This is a genomic window from Providencia sp. PROV174 (assembly GCF_028480685.1).
Classification (GTDB): Bacteria; Pseudomonadota; Gammaproteobacteria; order Enterobacterales; family Enterobacteriaceae; genus Providencia; species Providencia rettgeri.
On record NZ_JAMPOT010000014.1, the window covers coordinates 194,081 to 214,421 of the forward strand.

Here is a 20,341-nt window from a genome sequence, read left to right on the forward strand (position 1 = left end):
ATTATTGAGTGAGTTATGCGACGGTCAACTGCCCTGCGTATAACACAAAGAAGCGTAAGCAGAAGACACCCAGTAAGCTTGCACCACTCATAATCAATACTCTTGCTGCACCTTGTCCTTTATCCATCCATTTTTTGAATAGCAGAGGAATAATAAAACCAAATCCGACAACACCAATCCAAAACCACCAAGTCCAGAAACCACCGCCTAATGCGGCAATTAATGAGCGAAGTTTTCCATCGTCCCCTAACGCTAACCCAACAAAAAAGGCTGCTAATAGGAATATCTCGAGCCAAATAACAAAGCTTTCGATACGGTGTAAAAATGCGGTTTCGTCGTTATGGATATTTTTACGGTAGCGTAATGCGATTGCCATTAATGATACCGCGATACCTGACGATATTCCTGAAAATAGGAATAAAGCTGGTAATAATGGATTGTTTAAGAATGGATAAGATTTTAATGCTGAAAGTAAAAATCCGGTATAAGCCCCAAGCAAAACAGCCAAGACTAGCATTACAATATCCAGAGAACGCATCGCACGATTTAGCAGGGTTAATATTCTTGGGATAAGCGTAAACTTAGGCAGCCATTTTTGCTGTAAAACCATGAGCTCTTTTTCATAAATTTTAGCAAGCCAAATAACAAGTACAGCCATATACACTTGGAATAACATTACCCCCATCGACATCACCGAAGTCGGGCTGTAATGAAACATTAATTTCCAGAATGTCCATGGACGCGTCAAATGGAGAATTAAGATCAATAACCCAAAGATGATTGTTGTCGGAGCTAAAATCAGTGTTGTGCGCATGAGAGTGCTATCACTGCCAGCCGCAGTGGGATAATACTGGCGCATAAGTACCGCAAGTACTACTAGCCCAGCCGAAATACCAATTAAGAATAAGTAAACGGCAATGGGCCAGTCCCACACTAAGGATTCAAAATGGAAAGCAGAAGCTGTTGTCATTGGCTAACCTCCCCATATTTGAACGGGACTCGATACATTTTGGGGTGAGTACCGAGTGCAATTTTGAATCGATAAGTCGGCTTTTCTTTTAGCATCAACGAAATATCGCTCTTAGGATCATCTAAATTACCGAAGGTTAATGCTTTGGTCGGGCAAGATTCGACACAAGCGGGTTGCTTACCCTTTTTTAGATTCGTTTTACGACAAAAATCACATTTATCCGCAGTTTTATTGATAGGGTGAATGAATCTGACGCGATAAGGGCAGGCAGCAATACAGTATTGGCAGCCGACACATAAGTCAGGGTTTACATCAACAATCCCCGTTGTTTTGTCGATAAAAGAGGCACCAGTAGGGCAAACATCAACACAAGGCGCACTTTCACAATGTTGACAGGAATGGCGAAAAAAACGGTATTTAACATCAGGAAATTGGCCTATGGGCTCACTACGGATGATGGTTAACCGTGAAACACCTTCCGGTACTTGGTTAACCTCTCGGCACGCATCCATACACGCCGTACAGCCGATGCACAGATTTTCATCGTGCACCATGCCGTAGCGAACGCCATCTATTTTCATGGTGTTAGCTAGCGTATGGCTAGCAACCCCTCCTACCGCCGCCAGTGCTCCTGTGTAGATAATGAATTGACGACGAGAACAACTCATGGCTGCTCCTTACGCAATTTCACCGCTGCTGGATTGAAATCAGGGTTATTGCGTTGATCTGAGTGACAGTCGACACAAATTTTCACTTTGCCCTTATCAGTCAGGACCTTCATCGTATCTTGTTTCGGATGAAGGTCATGGCAACTGGCACAGGCCACTTTGGTGACGTGGACATCATGAGGCCAGAACGCTTTTTGCAGTTGCTCCGGTAAGTGACATGACAGACAGACACTGTTTTGTTGTTCAACGCTATACATTGGGTTGTTAAAGCGCATGACATCTTTGACGCCTTCACGGTGATCAGGCCCTGGGTTACCGTGGCAGTTGGTGCAAGTCACGGGTAAGTTATTGTTAGGGTTAACCACTTCTGCGTGAGTGCCATGCATGCCTTCTTGGTCTGGTTTATGACAGTCTAAGCAGGCGCTGTCAGCACTGCGTTGCTGCGTGACAACCCAACGGCCTTCGGCATTTTCTTGTGCCATTTGTGGGGTTGCGGATGCGGCTGTTGCCCATAATAAGCCTGTTGCCAGCACCCCAGCAGTTAATAACGAACGTAGTACGCTCATATTCACTCCATTGGTTGTATTGCCCCATTATTTGGGGCAAATCATGGTTATTTGGCTAATAGGTCATTTTTACGAGCTTGGTCATCCCACTGCGGAACGACAGTTTTTAAGAACTCTTGTTTCTCCGCGTTGATTTTTTGCATATCTAAACCAATGGCTTGTTGTGCTTTTTCCTTGGTTGAAATATCAGGGATGGCAATTTCATGGGTGATGCCTTTAGAGCCTAACAGGCGAGCGAGTTTAGTACGTGCATCTGCCGCTTTATCCATCGAACCACCTAACATACGTAGGCCTTCATCTGGTGCGTGCATATGAATACCGTGGGAGGCGATAGCTAAATCCCAGCGCCATTGTGCATGGCGAATATCCGTTAAAATTGGTTTCATTTCATCTTCGGTTGCGCCTGCATCCCATGCAGCTTTCGCTTCAAAGTGAGCGCGTACCAATTGGTCTTCCGCTTTGATTTTCATCTCTTGGATAGCGACTTTACGTTCAGCAACCACATCTTGCAGTTGTTGTTTGCTTTGGGTATGGCAAGTGCTACAGGTTTGTTCGAAATTGTCGAATGGATTACCAATTTTATGGCTGGTGTACAGTTCGCCTTTTTCGTTTTGCAGTTTTGGCATATGGCAATCAATACAGGTCACGTTATTTTTGCCATGAATACCCGCACTCCAAGTTTCATATTCTGGGTGTTGGGCTTTTAGCATTGGAGCTTTCGACAGTGAGTTGGTCCAGTCAGAGAAACCAATGTTATCGTAGTAGACTTCCATATCTTCCACTTTGGTGCCGTTATCCCATGGGAATTTCACGGCTTTTTTATCACCAGAGAAATAATATTCTACGTGGCATTGGCCACACACCATGGACTGTTGGTCGAACCGGCTGGCTTTATCAAACGGTTTGCCAATCGCTTCCATTGCACGCTCTGCATAAGGGCGAGAAAGTGTTAGCTCTGGTTTACCTTTTGCAAAATCCGCTGAGTCGGTTTTATGGCAATCCGCGCAACCTAAGACATTCACCACTTCTGGGCCACCTTTCGCCCACTTACCTTCGAAATAGCCATCTTCGCCATGTTCTTGGATAAGCCTAGCCACATCGGGACTTTTACAGCTCCAACATGCCATCGGAAGCGGGCCATCTTGGGCATCTTTCGGAGCACCAGTTCGTAAGGTTTCACGGACGTCAATAATGGCATAGGCGTGACCACGAGGTTTGTTGTAGTCGCGTGAGAATGGGTATCCAGCCCAGAGTACGACTAAGCGAGGGTCTTCCGCTAATGCGTCTTCTCGGTTTGATTGCTCGGATGTTGCTCGCCAAGAGTGGTATTGATCAGGGTGAGCAGCTTCGAAAGTTTCATTTCGAGCGTTGATGGTAGATGTACTATCTTTAGTCGGAGTTTGAGCATGAACAGAGGTAAAGAGAAATATTCCTGCAACCAGACTCAATAAGCATAGTGCATTATTTCTTATGTTTGCCATAAAAAGGGCCTCGAGTAATTTTAGCCAGTCATCCCTTCATTTTTCGAGTTGTTGTTGTAATGTGACCTGTGACTCGAACTATTTTGGGTATCTTTTTGTTATTTAGGTTTGATAGCAAGCTTTCATCTGCTACCAAGACATTGCCAATTTATATGTGTAACAAAAAACCACACTAAAAATATTGTTTTTGATCAAAAGATAATTTGTAATAAGGAAATAGAATGTGAGGAAATAATAAAAAATAGGTATTATTGAAATTGATATAGTTATTTTTCTGTAGTTTTAAACTGTTACTTTTAATAATTAATTAGTAATGATTCTTATTTTGATATTTGGCGTTATCTGATTTTATTTTATTGATTTTAAAATAATTTTTTTATTTTAAATATTTGAGTGCTGTTTTTAAAATAAAGTTAGAAATGAAAGTTGTTTAATATCAAAAAAAATACAGATATTTTTTTGCTAAATGACATTGCATATACCACTTTAGTGGTAGTTTTGAGCTGGAATTATAATTTAAAAAATTAAAACTTGAGTTTAAATTAATAATACATATTAAAAAAATGTTAATAAATAATTAAAAAGGTCTGCTCGCTTGTCATTTTGATGCTATTTTTAGCTAATGGTGAGTAAATAACGTAAATGTTGTTATTTCTAGTCGTATACGGGTAATTACCTCTTTTACCCACTTGGTAGTATGTATTTTTATAACCTCTATCGTTAATATTTCTCATAAATACACATATAAAAAATGCGGTTTATCAATACGTTTTAGTTTTTTTGTTGGCAATGTAAAGGAAAAAAACATGGTTGATCTCACCCGTCGGGGAGTATTAACTGGTGCGTGGCGTAGTGCAGCCCCAGTGGTTCGGCCGCCATGGAGTGGTAGTGAAACGCAATTTATCGAATTGTGTACCCGTTGCAATGCCTGTGTTGAAAGTTGCGAAACGGCAATTATCCAACCAGGAGCAGGGGGCTACCCTGTTGTTGATTTTAAGCGTGGTGAATGTACATTTTGCTATGCATGTGCAACAGCATGTCCAGAACCTATTTTCCTACCAAAACATTCCCAACCTTGGGATATCTCAATTTCGATTGGCCAAAATTGTCTTGCTTATCTTTCGATTGAATGTCGTCGTTGCCAAGACAGTTGTGAGCCTGAAGTCATCTCTTTTCGTCCGTCAATGGCCGGTATATACCAGCCAAAAGTAGAAACACCAGGTTGTACAGGCTGTGGTGCTTGCGTCGCAGGTTGCCCAGTTTCAGCCATTACCGTGGAGCATGAACATGCACAGTAACTATCAAGTGTGCAGTTTAATAGTACAAGTAAAAAGTGAGCGACTGTCTACTGTGGCCGAAGAAATTAATCAACTTTCCCATTGTGAAGTGGCGCTAAGCGCCCCGGAAAACGGAAAACTGATTGTGGTTGTTGAAGGGCAAGGTAGTAGAACGTTGTTAGATACTATTGATTTAGTACGCGATATTGACGGCGTACTAGATGTTTCGCTGGTTTACCATCAGCAGGAAGAGCAAGGTGAGGAAGATTATGAAACTCAGTCGTCGTAGCTTTATGAAAGCCAATGCGATAGCGGCCGCTGCTGCGGCGGCCGGTATTGGCGCACCGAGCATTGCGAAAGCAGTGGTTGGTCAACAAGAAAGTATTAAATGGGACAAAGCCCCTTGTCGTTTTTGTGGTACAGGCTGTGGGGTACTGGTGGGCACTCAAAATGGTCGTATTGTGGCCAGCCAAGGTGACCCAGAAGCCCCTGTAAACCGTGGTCTAAACTGTATCAAAGGGTATTTCTTACCAAAAATTATGTACGGAAAAGACCGTTTAACGCAGCCAATGTTGCGTATGAAAGACGGCGAATATGACAAAAATGGGGAGTTCACACCGATTACGTGGGAGCAAGCCTTTGATGTTATGGAAGAAAAAGTCAAAACCACATTAAAAGAAAAAGGTCCTGAAGGGATTGGTATGTTCGGTTCGGGCCAGTGGACAGTTTGGGAGGGCTATGCGGCATCAAAACTGTTCAAAGGTGGTTTCCGTTCTAATAACTTAGACCCTAATGCACGCCACTGTATGGCTTCTGCGGTAGTGGGCTTCATGCGTACTTTCGGTATGGATGAACCAATGGGTTGTTATGATGACATTGAGCATGCTGACGCGTTTGTCCTTTGGGGGTCAAACATGGCAGAAATGCACCCAATCTTGTGGTCTCGTATCACCAACCGTCGTCTGTCTAACCCTGACGTGCGTGTTGCGGTGTTATCGACTTTCAAACACCGTAGCTTTGAATTAGCGGATAACGGCATCGTCTTTACACCACAATCTGACTTGGTGATCCTGAACTATATTGCAAACTATATCATTCAAAATAACGCAGTTAATCAGGAATTCCTCGATAAACACGTGAATTTACGTCGTGGTGCAACAGATATCGGTTATGGATTACGCCCAACTCACCCACTCGAACAAAATGCGAAAAATGCAGGTTCTGATGCGTCTGAGCCAATGACATGGGACGAATATAAAGCCTTTGTTGCAGAATATACGCTAGACAAAACCGCAGAAATGACCGGGGTTCCAAAAGATCAGTTAGAGGAACTCGCTAAGCTTTACGCAGACCCTAAAACGAAAGTGGTTTCTTATTGGACCATGGGTTTTAACCAGCACACTCGCGGTGTTTGGGCGAATAACTTAGCGTATAACTTGCACTTACTGACAGGAAAAATTTCTCAACCTGGTTGTGGGCCGTTCTCATTAACAGGCCAGCCATCAGCGTGTGGTACTGCTCGTGAAGTTGGTACGTTCTCACACCGTTTACCTGCAGACATGGTGGTTACCAATGAAAAACACCGTGAGAAAGTAGAAGGTGTGTGGGGGTTACCTGCTGGGACGATCCCTGAAAAAGTGGGTTTACACGCCGTAGCTCAAGACCGTGCTTTAAAAGACGGTAAATTGAATTTCTACTGGGTAATGTGTAACAACAACATGCAAGCGGGCCCGAATATCAACCAAGAGCGTATGCCTGGTTGGCGTGATCCTCGCAACTTTATCGTGGTTTCTGACCCTTATCCAACGGTCAGTGCGTTAGCTGCTGACTTGATTTTACCGACAGCCATGTGGGTAGAAAAAGAAGGGGCTTACGGTAATGCGGAACGTCGTACCCAATTTTGGCGCCAGCAAGTTAAAGCACCTGGCGAAGCGAAATCTGACTTAATGCAGATGGTACTGTTCTCTAAACGCTTTACAACGGATGAAGTGTGGCCTGAAGAGTTACTCGCGAAAAAACCTGAGTTACGCGGTAAAACACTGTATGACGTGTTATTCGGTAACCAAGCTGTAACGAAGTTCCCTGTGAGCGAGTTAGCAGAAGACCAACTTAATGATGAGTCTCGTGAATTAGGCTTCTACTTACAAAAAGGGCTGTTCGAAGAATACGCTGGCTTTGGTCGCGGCCATGGTCATGACTTGGCTGATTTTGATGACTACCACAAAGCGCGTGGTATCCGTTGGCCAGTGGTTGATGGCAAAGAAACTCAGTGGCGTTATAGCGAAGGAAATGACCCTTACGTTAAGGCTGGCGCGGGTTATCAATTCTACGGTAAACCAGATGGTAAAGCGGTGATTTTTGCCCTGCCATTTGAGCCTGCTGCAGAATCGCCAGATAAAGAATATGACTTATGGTTATCAACAGGCCGTGTATTAGAACATTGGCATACCGGTAGTATGACACGCCGTGTTCCTGAACTGCACCGTGCTTTCCCTGAATCTCTTGTGTTTATACATCCAATCGATGCGAAAGAGAGAGGTTTACGCCGTGGTGATAAAGTCAAAGTGGTTTCACGCCGTGGTGATGTAACCACGATTGTCGAAACACGTGGCCGTAATAGACCACCAAAAGGCTTAGTTTACATGGCGTTTTTCGATGCTGCGCAGCTAGTGAATAACTTAACACTGGATGCAACCGATCCGCTTTCAAAAGAAACGGATTACAAAAAATGTGCCGTTAAACTGGAAAAGGTGTAATTGCTCATGCCCCAGAAAGCTAAGTCTCAACAGGCTAAGTCCCAGAACAGTCGTCGTCGCTTTTTACGCGATGTCGCCCGCACTGCGGGTGGGTTGGCGGCTGTTGGTGTGGTGCTGGGGCTTCAGCAACAAACTTCCCGTGCGAGTGGCGTCAAGCTTCGTCCGCCGGGAGCCCTTGATGAAAAAGCATTTGCCAGTGCATGTGTCCGCTGTGGGCAATGCGTTCAAGCCTGCCCGTATGACATGTTGAAATTAGCGACATTGGCATCCGGTTTGGCTTCGGGAACGCCATACTTCATCGCCCGAGAAAATCCGTGTGAAATGTGTGAGGACATTCCTTGCGCCAAGGTTTGCCCAAGTGGTGCATTGGATAAAGACATTGAGTCGATTAACGATGCACGCATGGGGTTAGCCGTTTTACTCGATCAGGAAAACTGCCTGAACTTTCAAGGGCTAAGGTGTGATGTATGTTACCGCGTATGTCCACTGATTGATGAAGCCATCACATTGGAACTTGAACAAAACCACCGAACAGGTAAGCATGCGCGCTTCCTACCCACCGTCAATAGCAACTACTGCACAGGATGCGGTAAATGTGAACAAGCATGTGTATTGGAAGAGGCGGCTATCAAGGTATTACCAAGGTCGCTGGCAAAAGGTGAGTTAGGACACCATTACCGCTTTGGCTGGCTGGAGGGTAACAATGGCGAATCGTAAACGTGATGCCGGACGTGAAGCTCAGGCAAAAAAAGGCTGGTGGCAGAGCCACAAATGGTTGGTGTTTAGACGCATAAGCCAATTGCTGGTGTTAGCGATGTTCTTGAGTGGTCCATGGTTTGGGGTATGGATTTTACATGGTAACTACAGCAGTAGCGTATTGTTAGATACCGTACCTTTGACTGACCCATTAATCACCTTAGAGAGCTTAGCAAGTGGTTACTTACCGGGGATCTCAGCATTAGTTGGGGCTGCTATCGTATTCGGGGTTTATGCACTGCTGGGTAAGCGCATTTTCTGTAGTTGGGTCTGTCCTGTAAACCCAGTGACGGATGCGGCGGCGTGGTTAAGACGTAAATTTGATTTTAACCAATCCGCAACCATACCGCGCAATATTCGCTATGTATTGCTGGTGGTGATCCTGATCGGTTCTGCTATTACAGGTACCTTACTTTGGGAATGGCTTAATCCAGTTTCATTAATGGGGCGCAGTTTAATTTTTGGTTTTGGCAGCGGTGCATTGGTTTTAGTTGCACTGTTTTTATTCGATTTATTAGTTGTGGAACATGGTTGGTGCGGTCACCTTTGCCCATTAGGTGCGCTATATGGCGTGGCAGGGTGTAAGGGCGCATTGGTTGTTACAGCGGAAAATAAAGAAAACTGTAGCCGTTGTATGGACTGTTTCCACATTTGTCCGGAGCCGCAAGTTCTGCGCGCACCGGTCCTAGATAAACAAGCTCCAGCGCAGATATCCGATAAAGATTGCATCACTTGCGGTCGTTGCATCGATGTTTGTTCTGAGGATGTTTTTAAAATAACACTAAGATGGAGTTCGGGAGCAAAATCATGAAAAATCCTGTCCTGAAAAAGACGATCAGCCGTTGGGTGGCTGGAATGGCCTTTGTTGTAAGCAGTCTTGTTTGGGCTGCTAATGGTGTAGACCTGACCCAATCACCAGAAGTATCCGGTACGTCAGAAGGAAGCATTCATATTCCGAAAGAGCAAGAAAGAATGGCATTAAACTATGTGAATCAACCACCAATGATCCCACATAGTGTTGAAGGTTATCAAATTACCACCAATACTAATCGTTGCTTGCAATGCCATGGTGTGGAAAATTATCGTACGACAGGGGCACCAAGAGTTAGCCCAACACACTTTATGGATGCAACAGGCAAAGTTCTTGGCGAAGTCGCGCCAAATCGCTACTTCTGTTTACAGTGCCACGTGCCTCAGTCAGACACGGCACCGATTGTTGATAACACATTTACCCCATCCAAAGGTTTTGGGAAATAAGGGGGAATTATGTCAAATAACAATGAAAAGCAAACAAATGATGACAAGCCGAAGAAAAAGGGCTTGTTTGGGTTAATTGGCCGAGTATGGCGCTGGTGGCGTAGGCCAAGCCGCTTAGCGTTAGGGACATTATTACTGATAGGCTTCGTGAGTGGTGTTATTTTCTGGGGCGGATTCAATACCGGTATGGAAATGGCCAATACGGAAGAGTTCTGTATTAGCTGCCATGAAATGCGTGAGAATGTCTATGAAGAATATATGGATACTATTCACTATACTAACCGTAGTGGTGTCCGTGCAACTTGCCCAGATTGTCACGTACCGCATGAGTTTGGCCCTAAAATGGTGCGTAAAATTCAAGCGAGTAAAGAGTTATACGGAAAAATTTTTGGCATCATCGATACGCCACAAAAATTTGAAGACCATCGGTTAGCGATGGCGCAAAGCGAATGGCGGCGGATGAAAAATAACGACTCACAAGAGTGTCGTAACTGCCACAACTTTGAGTATATGGACTTTACTGCACAAAAAGGGGTCGCAGCCAAAATGCATGACCAAGCCATCACGGATGGTAAAACCTGCATTGACTGCCATAAAGGGATCGCCCATAAGTTGCCGGACATGCGTGAAGTTGAACCTGGCTTTTAATTCAAGGTAATCATTTTATGATGAGTTACATCGATGAATTATAAGTAATGATCAATAAATAGGCTGGTTATGCGTTTGAGTATGATCAGCCTAAGTTATATTTGTGTTAAATCAATATATTTGCTTTTTTAATGTGTATTGTATGATGCTGTCACGCAGCATTTACTAACAATATAATAAATCAGGGTAATTAAACTATGTGGAAAAAGCTTCATCAACTAGCCATCCCAGCCAACCTGTATCGGTTATGTGGGCGTCTAATACCGTGGTTTATTATATTGAGTGTAATTTGTTTAGCGGTGGGATGGGTTTGGGGATTTGGTTTTGCGCCAACTGATAAAGTCCAAAGTCAAAGCTATCGTATTATGTATATCCATGTTCCTGCTGCAATGTGGTCGATGGGAATTTATGCCACGATGGCCATTACGGCTTTTGTCGGTCTAGTCTGGCAAATGAAAGTCTCAGAATTGGCGATAGCAGCGATGGCACCAGTAGGGGCGGTATTTACCTTTATCGCATTAGTTACAGGTGCGACATGGGGTAAACCAATGTGGGGTGCATGGTGGGTATGGGATGCACGTTTAACCTCTGAATTAATTCTATTTTTTCTGTATGTGGGGATTATTGCTTTATGGCATGCGTTTGATGACCGTCGCACCGCAGGAAAGGCCGCTGCAATTTTAGTATTAATTGGTGTGATTAACTTACCTATCATTCATTATTCAGTTGAATGGTGGCAAACCTTGCACCAACCTTCGACTCGCATGCAAGAAAGCATCAACCCTGCTATGCGTACACCACTTCGTTTAGCTATCCTTGGTTACCTATTTCTTTTTATCTCATTAACGTTAATCCGTTTACGTAGCCAATTATTGATGTTAGAACGTAACCGTCCATGGGTATTAGATATTGTGAATAAAAAAGGACGTCAATCATGACTAGCGCATTTGCATCTTGGAGTGAATTTTGGGCGATGGGCGGCTATGGTTTTTATGTATGGCTGGCGGTTGCGCTGACATTAATACCTATTTTGTTACTCTGTTTGCATACGTATATACAAAGAAAAATGATAATAAATGCAATTATTCAACAGCAAGCTCGTGAAGTCAGGCAAAAAGCAGCAAGAGCGCGTAGGGAGGGAGTGTGAATATTCGTCGTCGTAACCGACTTTGGCTGATCTGTTCCATATTGGTTGGTGTGGGGCTAACCCTCGCATTAATTCTCTATGCATTACGCTCAAGTATTGACTTGTTTTATACCCCCGGTGAAATCATTTATGGTAAGCGAGAAACTCAGCAAATCCCTGAAGTTGGGCAACGCTTACGTGTCGGTGGCATGGTCATGCCAGGTAGTGTAGTACGTGATTCTGACCCTGTCTCTAACGCTGTCAATATCACTTTCACTGTTTATGATGCCGAAGGCGAGGTTAATGTAAGTTATCATGGAATTTTGCCCGACTTATTCAAAGAAGGGCAAGGTGTCGTTGTTCAAGGGGAATTACAAGAGAATAATCATATTTTAGCGAAAGAAGTGCTCGCGAAACATGATGAAAACTATACGCCACCAGAGGTTGAAAAAGCGATGCAAGAAAACCATCGCAGGCCAGCTGCTGCCTATAAGGACAATGCATCATGATCCCTGAAATTGGTAGCGTTTTACTGTGCTTGGCATTAGGGCTTGCCGTTTTGCTGTCTTTTTACCCGCTATGGGGAGTGGCACGCAATGATGCACGCTTAATGGCATCATCACGTCCATTAGCATGGTTACTTTTTCTTTGTGTAACAGGGGCATTCCTAGTATTAGTGAATGCCTTTGTTGTTAATGATTTCTCAGTCACTTATGTTGCCAATAACTCTAATACGCAATTACCTATTTGGTATCGTGTTGCGGCAACATGGGGAGCTCACGAAGGCTCATTATTACTTTGGGTATTATTAATGAGTGGCTGGACATTTGCGGTGGCAATTTGCAGTTATCGCATGCCTCTCGACATTGTTGCTCGTGTTTTAGCTGTTATGGGGATGGTTAGCGTTGGTTTTTTGCTGTTTATCATCTTCACTTCAAATCCGTTTTCGCGCACGCTACCCGCCTTTCCGATTGAAGGGCGTGACCTCAATCCATTACTGCAAGATCCAGGGCTGATTTTCCACCCACCATTGTTATACATGGGATATGTCGGTTTTTCAGTGGCATTCGCCTTTGCGATTGCTGCATTGTTAAGTGGCCGGTTAGATAGCTCTTTCACGCGTTTTGCTCGCCCTTGGACGATGGCAGCATGGTTCTTTTTAACGCTAGGGATCATGTTAGGTTCCGCATGGGCTTATTATGAATTAGGTTGGGGGGGCTGGTGGTTCTGGGACCCGGTGGAAAATGCTTCCTTTATGCCATGGTTAGTGGGAACAGCATTGATCCACTCACTCTCCGTGACTGAGCAGCGAGCCACTTTTAAAGCATGGTCACTATTATTGTCGATTTTTGCTTTCTCATTGTGTTTGCTCGGGACTTTCTTAGTCCGCTCGGGGGTACTGGTTTCCGTACACGCCTTCGCCTCAGACCCATCTCGAGGGTTATTCATCTTAGCCTTCATGGTGTTAGTGATTGGCGGCTCTTTATTAGTGTTTGCACTGCGTGGGCACAAAGTACGCTCAAGAGTTAACAATGCGCTATGGTCCCGTGAATCCATGTTATTGGGCAATAACGTTATCCTAACAGCCGCGATGTTAGTCGTGTTACTCGGTACATTGCTACCGTTGGTCCATAAACAAATTGGTCTGGGTACGATTTCCATTGGTGAACCGTTCTTTAATACCATGTTTATCGCGTTGATGGTGCCATTTGCCTTGCTACTGGGGATTGGACCACTCGTACGTTGGGGGCGTGACCGCCCTGCGGCGATTAAAAAGTTATTAATCATTGCAACCGTATTAACCGTTATTCTCTCATTTGCCCTGCCATTATTAATGGAAGATAGGGTAGAAGCCCTGACGGTTGTTGGCTTAATGATGGCGTGCTGGATTGCTATTCTTGCCTTCGCAGAAATGCGAGTCCGCATCAGTAAGAAAATCAAGCTCATACCAAGTTACTGGGGAATGGTACTGGCGCACTTAGGTTTGGCGGTAACTATCGTCGGTATTGCCTTTAGCCAAAATTACAGTATTGAGCGTGACGTGAAAATGAAGCCGGGTGATAGCATTTCAATTCGTGCTTATACCTTTGTATTTAACGGAGTACGAGAAGCTGATGGCCCTAACTACCAAGGTGTTATTGGCAGTATTTCAGTGAAGGAAAAAGACAAAGTCATCGGTGTTTTAATGCCAGAAAAACGTTTTTATAGTGTTAGTCGAGCTGTTATGACTGAAGCGGCGATTGATGGGGGTTTTACTCGCGATTTATATGCTGCATTGGGTGAGGAAATCGCTAAAGATACATGGACTATGCGTTTGTATTATAAACCGTTTGTTCGTTGGATCTGGTCTGGTGGCGTATTAATGGCTATTGGTGCGTTATTCTGCTTGTTTGACCCACGTTATCGTCGTCGCAAATTACAAGGGGAAACAGCATGAACCGCAAAGTCTTCTTAATTCCTTTTATTATTTTTGCAGGAATTGCCGCGGTTCTGTTATGGCAATTGATGCGTAATGCAGAAGGGGATGATCCTCGTTTATTAGAATCTGCTTTAATTGGTAAGCCAGTGCCTGTTTTTCGCCTTGAATCACTAGAAAACCCAGGCCAGCACTACGAATCCGATGTATTAACACAAGGGCAACCTATCTTGTTGAATGTTTGGGCAACATGGTGCCCAACATGCCGTGCAGAACATCAATATTTGAATAAATTGTCTGCACAGGGTGTTCGTGTGGTTGGGTTGAACTATAAAGATAAACGGGATAAAGCCATTGTGTGGTTGCGTGAGTTGGGCAACCCTTATGCCTTAAGCTTATTTGATGGTGAAGGGATGTTAGGCCTTGACCTAGGGGTATATGGGGCACCTGAAACGTTCTTAATTGATGGCAATGGTGTGATCCGTTATCGTCACGCAGGGGCAATGGACGAGCGCGTTTGGGAAAAAGAGTTTAAACCCCTTTGGGAGCGCTATAATCAGGAGGCGAACCAATGAGGTATTTATTGGGTTTATTGATGTTAACGTTAAGTGCAACGGTGACATATGCATCGACAGAAGTCTTTACTTTCGATAATGAACAGCAAGAGCAGCAATTCCGTAAATTAACCGAAGAACTGCGTTGTCCTAAATGCCAAAATAACAGCATTGCGGATTCTAACTCAATGATTGCACTGGACTTGCGCCAAAAAGTGTATGAGTTAATGAAAGAAGGCAAGAACCGTGATGAAATCGTTGATTACATGGTTGCCCGTTATGGTTACTTCGTCACTTATAACCCACCGCTGACACCACTAACGGTTATGCTGTGGGGATTGCCGTTTATTGCGATAGCGATAGGCGGCTGGATCATTTTTGCCCGTTCTAAAAAACGCGTTAGATTGAAACAGGTTGAGCAGGGTGATGAAGAAGCATTACCTGAGGCCTCTCGCACTAGCAATTGGGTTTATTTACCCGGTTTTATCATTGCATTAGGTGTTGCGGGCGGTGCTTATTATCAGGTAGGTAGCTACGAGAAAGTGGCGGATTGGAATAATGCCTACCAACAAGCTCCGGCCTTGCTAGATAGAGCGCTAGACCCGTCAGAGCCGCCACTTAATAATGCGGAAATGGAACACCTCGCCTTAGGTCTACGTACTCGCCTTCAAGAAGACCCGCAAAATGTAGAAGCGTGGGAAATGCTAGGCCGTATTGGTATGGTGTTGGGGAATGCGACCATGGCAACCGATGCCTATGGCCGTGCTTATCGCCTAGCACCTAAAAATGAAAATGTAGTGATGGGTTATGCGGAAGTTTTGACGCGCTCTTCTGACCCAGAAGATAACCGTCAAGGTGCGGAACTACTTAAAAAGCTGATTGCAGAAGACCGTACTAATGTGAAAGCGTTGAGTATTTTTGCATTCAATGCGTTTGAGCAAGAACGCTACGCTGAAGCCATTTCTGCTTGGCAAATGATGTTAAAACTACTGCCAGAGAATGACCAACGTCGCCCTATTATCGAGCGCAGTGTTGAACAAGCACTGATGATGGTACACGAAAAGAAAGGGTTGCCAGCGAAAGCGGAATAGTTAACGTTAGTCTAACTATTATGATTAAAAGGGAGCAATTGCTCCCTTTTAAGGTTGTTGACAAAGCGAGATAAAAGCGTGGTTTTTCCCGCTTTGTGTTATCAGCCGAAAATCAATGAGTTGATTTTCCTAATTTACTTTCAAAACCAATTAGACTGCTGCCAAACCTATTATGTTTGGCAGCAGTCTAAAAAGGGAGCAACCGCTCCCTTTTATTTATCTGGTGAATAATCCATTTACTCAATTTGTGATCCTTCTCTCAACCTATCATTATTTTACCCATAATAGATTATAACGATTAATCAAGATTATTTTATCTAATTTAATTAATGAAGCTCTAAATATAAATTATTAATTTAACTTTGTTTTATTTTAAAGTTTTTATATTTATGAAATATATAATAAATAATCCGAGTTATTATATTTACTTATGTACTTTCCTCTTAGTCTAAATTTCATAAAATAAACTAATCAATTCTTATATTGTTTTGATAATAATAGAAGATTTACCTTTGGTTATTCTTTTTTGGTTTTTTTTGTTTTTACTTTTATGCTTTTTGCTTTTTTTTGCTTTGCAGGGGGAACCTATGAGTACAATCACATTAATGTAACAAGGTATAAATTAGAGTAAATGCCATGAGGTAAAATGGCATGAAAGCAGAACGACATAAGAAAATAATTAATATTTTAAAAAATACCGGATCAGCCAAAGTTTCTGTTTTATCGAAAGAACTTAATGTCACTAAAGAAACCATTAGAGCAGATTTAAATTCTTTAGCAAAAAAAGGAATTATTAGCCGTTGCCATGGTGGCGCATACATCGAATTTGAAACACTAGATAAAGTTGCTAAAAAAGAAATAATTCAATTTCTTGAGTGCAATGAAAGTTTTAATGAAAGAACAGATAAGGATGATGCCGTGTTAGGTAAAGTATGTGTATTAGGTTCATTTAACGTAGATATGATTAGTTACTTACCTCGGTTACCAGAGGCAGGCGAATCATTATTATCAAATAAATTTATTTTTTCTCCTGGTGGTAAAGGGTGTAACCAAGCATTAGCAGCGAGTTATTCAGACTCTCCTGTACACTTTATTACTAAGATAGGAACAGATCAATTTAGTGAATATGCAATAAATTTTATATCGTCATCTAAAATTAAAACGTCAACCATATACCAAACTGAAAAATATCAAACAGGTACGGCGTCTATATTTGTCTCTGAAAATAGTGGTGAAAATATTATTTCTATATATCCAGGTTCTAATATGGATATTACTGCTGACGAAGTGAAAATTCAAAAAGATAAAATTGTTAACTCAAATATTATTCTTCTTCAGTTAGAGACTAATATTGAAGCGTTAAAGGAAATTATTGAAATTGGTAATGAGTATAATATTCCAATTATTTTAAATCCTGCTCCGTATAACGACATCGTTAATGAATTAATTGAAAATATTGATATTTTAACCCCTAATGAAACTGAAGCAAGTCTGCTTTCTAACATTAATGTTATTGATTTAGAAAGTGCTAAAAAAGCCGCTGAAGTTATCTATCACAAAGGTGTGAAAAAAGTGGTTATTACACTCGGAAGTAAAGGCTCTATTGCATTTGATGGTAATAAATTTATTTATTCTCCAGCTTATACTGCTGTTGTTAAAAATACCGCGGGTGCAGGCGATGCATTCAATGGGGCTCTTGCTGCATCTTTGGCGAAAGGTAAACAGTTTTCTTACGCCTTGCGCTATGCATCGGCGTTTTCATCCCTTGCTGTTGAAACAAGTAATGCTTCAGAAATGCCTGAAGATATAAATGTTATGCATCGTATTAATCAAACAACCTATTCTCAGGTTGTGACTCAATCCCCTGAATAAATTAATATTCTGAAAAGAGGAAAAAAATGAAAATTCTATTTATTGGTGAATCATGGCATATCCATATGATCCACACTAAAGGTTATGACAGCTTTACTTCAAGTAAATATGAAGAAGGTGCAACTTTCTTATTAGAATGTTTAAGAAATAAAGGCGTTGAAATTGATTATATGCCTGCACATACCGTGCAAATGACATTCCCTAAAACCGTAGAGGAATTAGAAAAGTACGATGTTGTCGTTATTAGCGATATCGGTGCCAATACTTTCTTATTACAAAATGACACTTTCTATAATATGAAAGTATTACCTAACGCACTTGGATTAATTAAACAATATGTTAGCCAAGGTGGTGGTTTATTAATGATCGGTGGTTACTTGTCATTTATGGGAATTGAAGCCAAAGCTAATTATAAAAATACATTATTAGCCGATGTATTACCGGTTGAAATGTTAGATGGTGACGACCGCGTTGAAGCCCCTGAGGGAGTTTTTGCAACACCCGCTAATACAGGCCATGAATCAATTAAAAACTTTGGTAATTGGCCAATGTTTTTAGGTTATAACAAAGTTGCTGCTAAAGAAAATACACAAGTTGTTTTAAATATTGGTGAAGACCCATTATTGGTATTCGGTGAATATGACAAAGGAAAAACAGGCTGTTTTATGAGTGACTGCTCGCCACACTGGGGAAGTCGTGAGTTTATGGCTTGGGAGCATTATTCAGATATGTGGGTAAATATTCTTAAGCAAATCGCTCGTTAATTAATTCTTTAAAAGTAAAAAATCAAAATAAAGAAAATGGGTGCTGAGTTAATTCAGCACCTTGTAAGCCGATTACAAAAAATAATGACTCATAGTCAAAAATCCAAAAGGAATATTTTATGAGTGTTAAAAGTTATTCTACCCCTTTTTTAATGATAGCGACGGTATTAGCCGGTATGTTATCGCCAATGCAATCCGCAGTGAATGGGCAGCTGGGTGATGTATTAAAAGATGGAAATGCGAGCGCCGTTATTTCATTTGCCAGTGGTTTGGTGGTGATGTTTTTTATCATTATAGCTAAGAAACAAACTAGACAACAATTTGCAGCAATTCCTAGCTTAATTAAAAATAAAAAAATTCCATTGTGGAACTGGTTTGCTGGTCTGTGCGGTGCGATGGTGGTGTTTTCTGAAGGTGCATCCGCGAGTGCATTAGGTATCGCAACCTTCCAAACTGCGTTGATTTCTGCACTATTATTATCAGGCCTATTGTGTGACCGCTTTGGGATTGGTATCGATGAGAAAAAACCATTCACTACCTTTCGTGTATTAGGTGCTGTTTTTGCGGTTGTCGCAACATTATTTGTGGTTTCACCACAATGGCATTCAAGTTCTGCCATTTATTTAGCTATTTTGCCTTTCTTAGCCGGTTTGTTAGCAGGGTGGCAACCTGCAGGTAACTCAAAAGTTGCAGAAGCAACAGGTTCAATGATGGTTTCTATTACGTGGAACTTTATTGTTGGTTTTACCGTACTGACGATAGCGCTCGTGATCCGTATGGCATTAGGTCATCTCACTTTAGATTTACCGGGTGTTTGGTGGATGTATCTAGGTGGCCCGTTAGGTTTAATGTCCATTGCATTAATGGCAATCTTAGTCCGCGGCTTAGGTTTGTTGATGCTCGGTGTTGCTTCAACGGCAGGGCAGTTATTAGGTTCGGTACTGATTGACTTATCGCTACCGTCTTTGGGCAATACCGTGTACTTAGTGACTATTATTGGAACAGTATTTGCTTTAGTCGGCGCAATTATTACGACCATTCCTGAGTTTAGAGAAGCCAAAGCGACAAAAGCCGCAGGAGTATAAAATGAAAGGTTATATCCAAACGGTGACAGGGCCCGTTAAAAAAGAAGATATGGGACTGACATTACCACATGAACATCTGTTTAATGATTTATCAACGGTTGTCGATGAGCCATTTTATGACTTCTCACATGTGTTGGTTGATAAAAAAGTCAGTGCCGATATTCAATGGGGACTGAAGCACGACCCATATTGCTGCTGTGACAATATGGATAAAAAGCCTATCGAAGATGTGATTTATGAAGTCAATAATTTTAAGGAACTTGGCGGTAAAACATTGGTAGATGCTACAGGTTCCAAAGCGATTGGCCGTGATGTACATCAATTGCGTGAAGTTGCCATTCAAACGGGTATTAATGTGGTTGCTTCTTCTGGTCTGTATATTGAAAAGTTTGAAGGTGACCGCTTAGTCAATGATATCGATGCTATGGCTAAAATGATTGATGATGAGCTCAATGTAGGCATTGATGGAACGGATATTTGTGCAGGAATGATTGGTGAAATCGGAGTATCTCCTTTTTTTACTGATGGTGAAAAGAATAGCTTAAGAGCGGCATCAGTAGCGCAACTGGCTAATGACCATGTCTCAATGAATATTCATATGCCAGGCTGGCAACGTCGGGGAGATGAAGTTCTCGATATTTTAATCAAAGAAATGGGTGTTAATCCCGCTAAAATTTCATTGGCACACTCAGACCCGTCAGGTAAAGATTTTGATTATCAACGCCGTATGCTTGATAGAGGTGTTTGGCTTGAGTTTGACATGATTGGGCTAGATATTTCATTTCCAAAAGAAGGTGTTGCACCAACAGTAACAGAAACAGCGGATGCGGTTTGTAAACTGATTGAGATGGGGTATGGGGCGCAAATCGTGTTGAGCCATGATGTTTTTCTCAAACAAATGTGGGCAAAAAATGGTGGTAATGGCTGGGGGTTTGTACCCAATGTTTTTCTCTCGTTATTGGCCAAAAAAGGGGTGGATAAATCGATGATTAACCGCCTTTGTATTGATAACCCTGCAAACTTATTAGCATAGAATACCCTTTGTTATTTTTAG

At 42.3% G+C, this 20,341-nt stretch carries 21 protein-coding genes; 17 read left to right on the plus strand and 4 right to left on the minus strand.

Features of this window, described 5'->3' with window-relative positions; genetic code table 11:
* Positions 1–13: 13 nt before the first annotated feature.
* From nrfD to nrfA, 4 genes are read right to left on the minus strand one after another with little or no spacing between them, the layout of a single operon-like run.
* Positions 14–970 (minus strand): cytochrome c nitrite reductase subunit NrfD, encoded by a 957-nt coding sequence (gene nrfD, locus PSE60_RS13750; protein ID WP_272665774.1) that lies wholly within the window; start codon positions 968–970, stop codon positions 14–16.
* The gene (gene nrfC / locus PSE60_RS13755; RefSeq protein WP_004913371.1) at positions 967–1,638 is read right to left on the minus strand and encodes a cytochrome c nitrite reductase Fe-S protein; all 672 of its coding nucleotides are present in this window, start codon (positions 1,636–1,638) and stop codon (positions 967–969) included. Before nrfC ends, nrfD begins: the two co-directional genes overlap by 4 nt.
* Positions 1,635–2,204, minus strand: a complete 570-nt coding sequence (nrfB, locus tag PSE60_RS13760; protein WP_210840264.1) for a cytochrome c nitrite reductase pentaheme subunit — start codon at positions 2,202–2,204, stop codon at positions 1,635–1,637. The genes nrfC and nrfB overlap by 4 nt, the downstream gene beginning before the upstream one ends.
* A 47-nt stretch (positions 2,205–2,251) precedes the next feature.
* Positions 2,252–3,685: an ammonia-forming nitrite reductase cytochrome c552 subunit gene (gene nrfA, locus PSE60_RS13765; protein WP_004913367.1), complete on the minus strand. Its 1,434-nt coding sequence runs from the start codon at positions 3,683–3,685 to the stop codon at positions 2,252–2,254.
* Positions 3,686–4,491: 806 nt separating this feature from the next.
* On the opposite strand from nrfA, the gene napF reads away from it, so the two are divergent.
* The 17 genes from napF (at position 4,492) to PSE60_RS13850 (ending at position 20,320) form a co-directional block, all read left to right on the plus strand.
* The gene (napF, locus tag PSE60_RS13770) at positions 4,492–4,983 is read left to right on the plus strand and encodes a ferredoxin-type protein NapF (protein ID WP_004262238.1); all 492 of its coding nucleotides are present in this window, start codon (positions 4,492–4,494) and stop codon (positions 4,981–4,983) included.
* Entirely contained in the window at positions 4,973–5,251 is a 279-nt protein-coding gene (gene napD / locus PSE60_RS13775; RefSeq protein WP_004913364.1) for a chaperone NapD, read from the plus strand. The genes napF and napD overlap by 11 nt, the downstream gene beginning before the upstream one ends.
* Positions 5,232–7,718, plus strand: coding sequence for a nitrate reductase catalytic subunit NapA (napA, locus tag PSE60_RS13780; RefSeq protein WP_272665775.1), 2,487 nt, complete (start codon positions 5,232–5,234; stop codon positions 7,716–7,718). The genes napD and napA overlap by 20 nt, the downstream gene beginning before the upstream one ends.
* 6 nt (positions 7,719–7,724) lie before the next feature.
* On the plus strand, positions 7,725–8,435 hold the full coding sequence (gene napG, locus PSE60_RS13785) for a ferredoxin-type protein NapG (protein WP_004262231.1): 711 nt from the start codon (positions 7,725–7,727) through the stop codon (positions 8,433–8,435).
* Positions 8,422–9,285 carry a quinol dehydrogenase ferredoxin subunit NapH gene (napH, locus tag PSE60_RS13790; protein WP_272665776.1) on the plus strand — a complete coding sequence of 288 codons (864 nt, stop codon included), beginning with the start codon at positions 8,422–8,424 and terminating at the stop codon, positions 9,283–9,285. The genes napG and napH overlap by 14 nt, the downstream gene beginning before the upstream one ends.
* On the plus strand, positions 9,282–9,731 hold the full coding sequence (gene napB / locus PSE60_RS13795) for a nitrate reductase cytochrome c-type subunit (RefSeq protein WP_004913351.1): 450 nt from the start codon (positions 9,282–9,284) through the stop codon (positions 9,729–9,731). The genes napH and napB overlap by 4 nt, the downstream gene beginning before the upstream one ends.
* Before the next feature lie 9 nt (positions 9,732–9,740).
* Positions 9,741–10,379, plus strand: coding sequence for a cytochrome c-type protein NapC (gene napC, locus PSE60_RS13800; RefSeq protein WP_210839973.1), 639 nt, complete (start codon positions 9,741–9,743; stop codon positions 10,377–10,379).
* A gap of 197 nt (positions 10,380–10,576) precedes the next feature.
* On the plus strand, positions 10,577–11,317 hold the full coding sequence (locus tag PSE60_RS13805; RefSeq protein WP_210839974.1) for a heme ABC transporter permease: 741 nt from the start codon (positions 10,577–10,579) through the stop codon (positions 11,315–11,317).
* Positions 11,314–11,526, plus strand: a complete 213-nt coding sequence (ccmD, locus tag PSE60_RS13810) for a heme exporter protein CcmD (protein ID WP_004262214.1) — start codon at positions 11,314–11,316, stop codon at positions 11,524–11,526. Before PSE60_RS13805 ends, ccmD begins: the two co-directional genes overlap by 4 nt.
* Positions 11,523–12,014: a cytochrome c maturation protein CcmE gene (ccmE, locus tag PSE60_RS13815; RefSeq protein WP_004913345.1), complete on the plus strand. Its 492-nt coding sequence runs from the start codon at positions 11,523–11,525 to the stop codon at positions 12,012–12,014. The genes ccmD and ccmE overlap by 4 nt, the downstream gene beginning before the upstream one ends.
* Entirely contained in the window at positions 12,011–13,942 is a 1,932-nt protein-coding gene (locus PSE60_RS13820) for a heme lyase CcmF/NrfE family subunit (RefSeq protein ID WP_272665777.1), read from the plus strand. The genes ccmE and PSE60_RS13820 overlap by 4 nt, the downstream gene beginning before the upstream one ends.
* The gene (gene dsbE / locus PSE60_RS13825) at positions 13,939–14,496 is read left to right on the plus strand and encodes a thiol:disulfide interchange protein DsbE (protein WP_004262204.1); all 558 of its coding nucleotides are present in this window, start codon (positions 13,939–13,941) and stop codon (positions 14,494–14,496) included. Before PSE60_RS13820 ends, dsbE begins: the two co-directional genes overlap by 4 nt.
* Positions 14,493–15,566 (plus strand): cytochrome c-type biogenesis protein CcmH, encoded by a 1,074-nt coding sequence (locus tag PSE60_RS13830; RefSeq protein WP_272665778.1) that lies wholly within the window; start codon positions 14,493–14,495, stop codon positions 15,564–15,566. Before dsbE ends, PSE60_RS13830 begins: the two co-directional genes overlap by 4 nt.
* A gap of 651 nt (positions 15,567–16,217) precedes the next feature.
* Positions 16,218–17,438 (plus strand): PfkB family carbohydrate kinase, encoded by a 1,221-nt coding sequence (locus PSE60_RS13835; protein ID WP_272665779.1) that lies wholly within the window; start codon positions 16,218–16,220, stop codon positions 17,436–17,438.
* Positions 17,439–17,464: 26 nt separating this feature from the next.
* Complete coding sequence (locus PSE60_RS13840; protein ID WP_272665780.1) at positions 17,465–18,202, plus strand: glutamine amidotransferase; 738 nt, start codon at positions 17,465–17,467, stop codon at positions 18,200–18,202.
* A 119-nt stretch (positions 18,203–18,321) separates the two neighbouring features.
* Complete coding sequence (locus PSE60_RS13845; protein WP_272665781.1) at positions 18,322–19,287, plus strand: DMT family transporter; 966 nt, start codon at positions 18,322–18,324, stop codon at positions 19,285–19,287.
* A gap of 1 nt (position 19,288) precedes the next feature.
* The gene (locus tag PSE60_RS13850; RefSeq protein WP_272665782.1) at positions 19,289–20,320 is read left to right on the plus strand and encodes a phosphotriesterase family protein; all 1,032 of its coding nucleotides are present in this window, start codon (positions 19,289–19,291) and stop codon (positions 20,318–20,320) included.
* Positions 20,321–20,341: the final 21 nt, after the last annotated feature.

Coding starts and splice junctions, on each gene's coding strand:
- dsbE (WP_004262204.1), top strand. CDS start 13,939: ATGAACCGCAAAGTCTTCTTAATTCCTTTTATTATTTTTGCAGGAATT.
- nrfB (WP_210840264.1), bottom strand. CDS start 2,204: ATGAGCGTACTACGTTCGTTATTAACTGCTGGGGTGCTGGCAACAGGC.
- ccmD (WP_004262214.1), top strand. CDS start 11,314: ATGACTAGCGCATTTGCATCTTGGAGTGAATTTTGGGCGATGGGCGGC.
- napG (WP_004262231.1), top strand. CDS start 7,725: ATGCCCCAGAAAGCTAAGTCTCAACAGGCTAAGTCCCAGAACAGTCGT.
- nrfC (WP_004913371.1), bottom strand. CDS start 1,638: ATGAGTTGTTCTCGTCGTCAATTCATTATCTACACAGGAGCACTGGCG.
- napH (WP_272665776.1), top strand. CDS start 8,422: ATGGCGAATCGTAAACGTGATGCCGGACGTGAAGCTCAGGCAAAAAAA.
- napB (WP_004913351.1), top strand. CDS start 9,282: ATGAAAAATCCTGTCCTGAAAAAGACGATCAGCCGTTGGGTGGCTGGA.
- PSE60_RS13850 (WP_272665782.1), top strand. CDS start 19,289: ATGAAAGGTTATATCCAAACGGTGACAGGGCCCGTTAAAAAAGAAGAT.
- PSE60_RS13830 (WP_272665778.1), top strand. CDS start 14,493: ATGAGGTATTTATTGGGTTTATTGATGTTAACGTTAAGTGCAACGGTG.
- PSE60_RS13835 (WP_272665779.1), top strand. CDS start 16,218: ATGAAAGCAGAACGACATAAGAAAATAATTAATATTTTAAAAAATACC.
- napD (WP_004913364.1), top strand. CDS start 4,973: ATGCACAGTAACTATCAAGTGTGCAGTTTAATAGTACAAGTAAAAAGT.
- nrfD (WP_272665774.1), bottom strand. CDS start 970: ATGACAACAGCTTCTGCTTTCCATTTTGAATCCTTAGTGTGGGACTGG.
- nrfA (WP_004913367.1), bottom strand. CDS start 3,685: ATGGCAAACATAAGAAATAATGCACTATGCTTATTGAGTCTGGTTGCA.
- napA (WP_272665775.1), top strand. CDS start 5,232: ATGAAACTCAGTCGTCGTAGCTTTATGAAAGCCAATGCGATAGCGGCC.
- PSE60_RS13820 (WP_272665777.1), top strand. CDS start 12,011: ATGATCCCTGAAATTGGTAGCGTTTTACTGTGCTTGGCATTAGGGCTT.
- PSE60_RS13805 (WP_210839974.1), top strand. CDS start 10,577: ATGTGGAAAAAGCTTCATCAACTAGCCATCCCAGCCAACCTGTATCGG.
- PSE60_RS13840 (WP_272665780.1), top strand. CDS start 17,465: ATGAAAATTCTATTTATTGGTGAATCATGGCATATCCATATGATCCAC.
- napF (WP_004262238.1), top strand. CDS start 4,492: ATGGTTGATCTCACCCGTCGGGGAGTATTAACTGGTGCGTGGCGTAGT.
- PSE60_RS13845 (WP_272665781.1), top strand. CDS start 18,322: ATGAGTGTTAAAAGTTATTCTACCCCTTTTTTAATGATAGCGACGGTA.
- napC (WP_210839973.1), top strand. CDS start 9,741: ATGTCAAATAACAATGAAAAGCAAACAAATGATGACAAGCCGAAGAAA.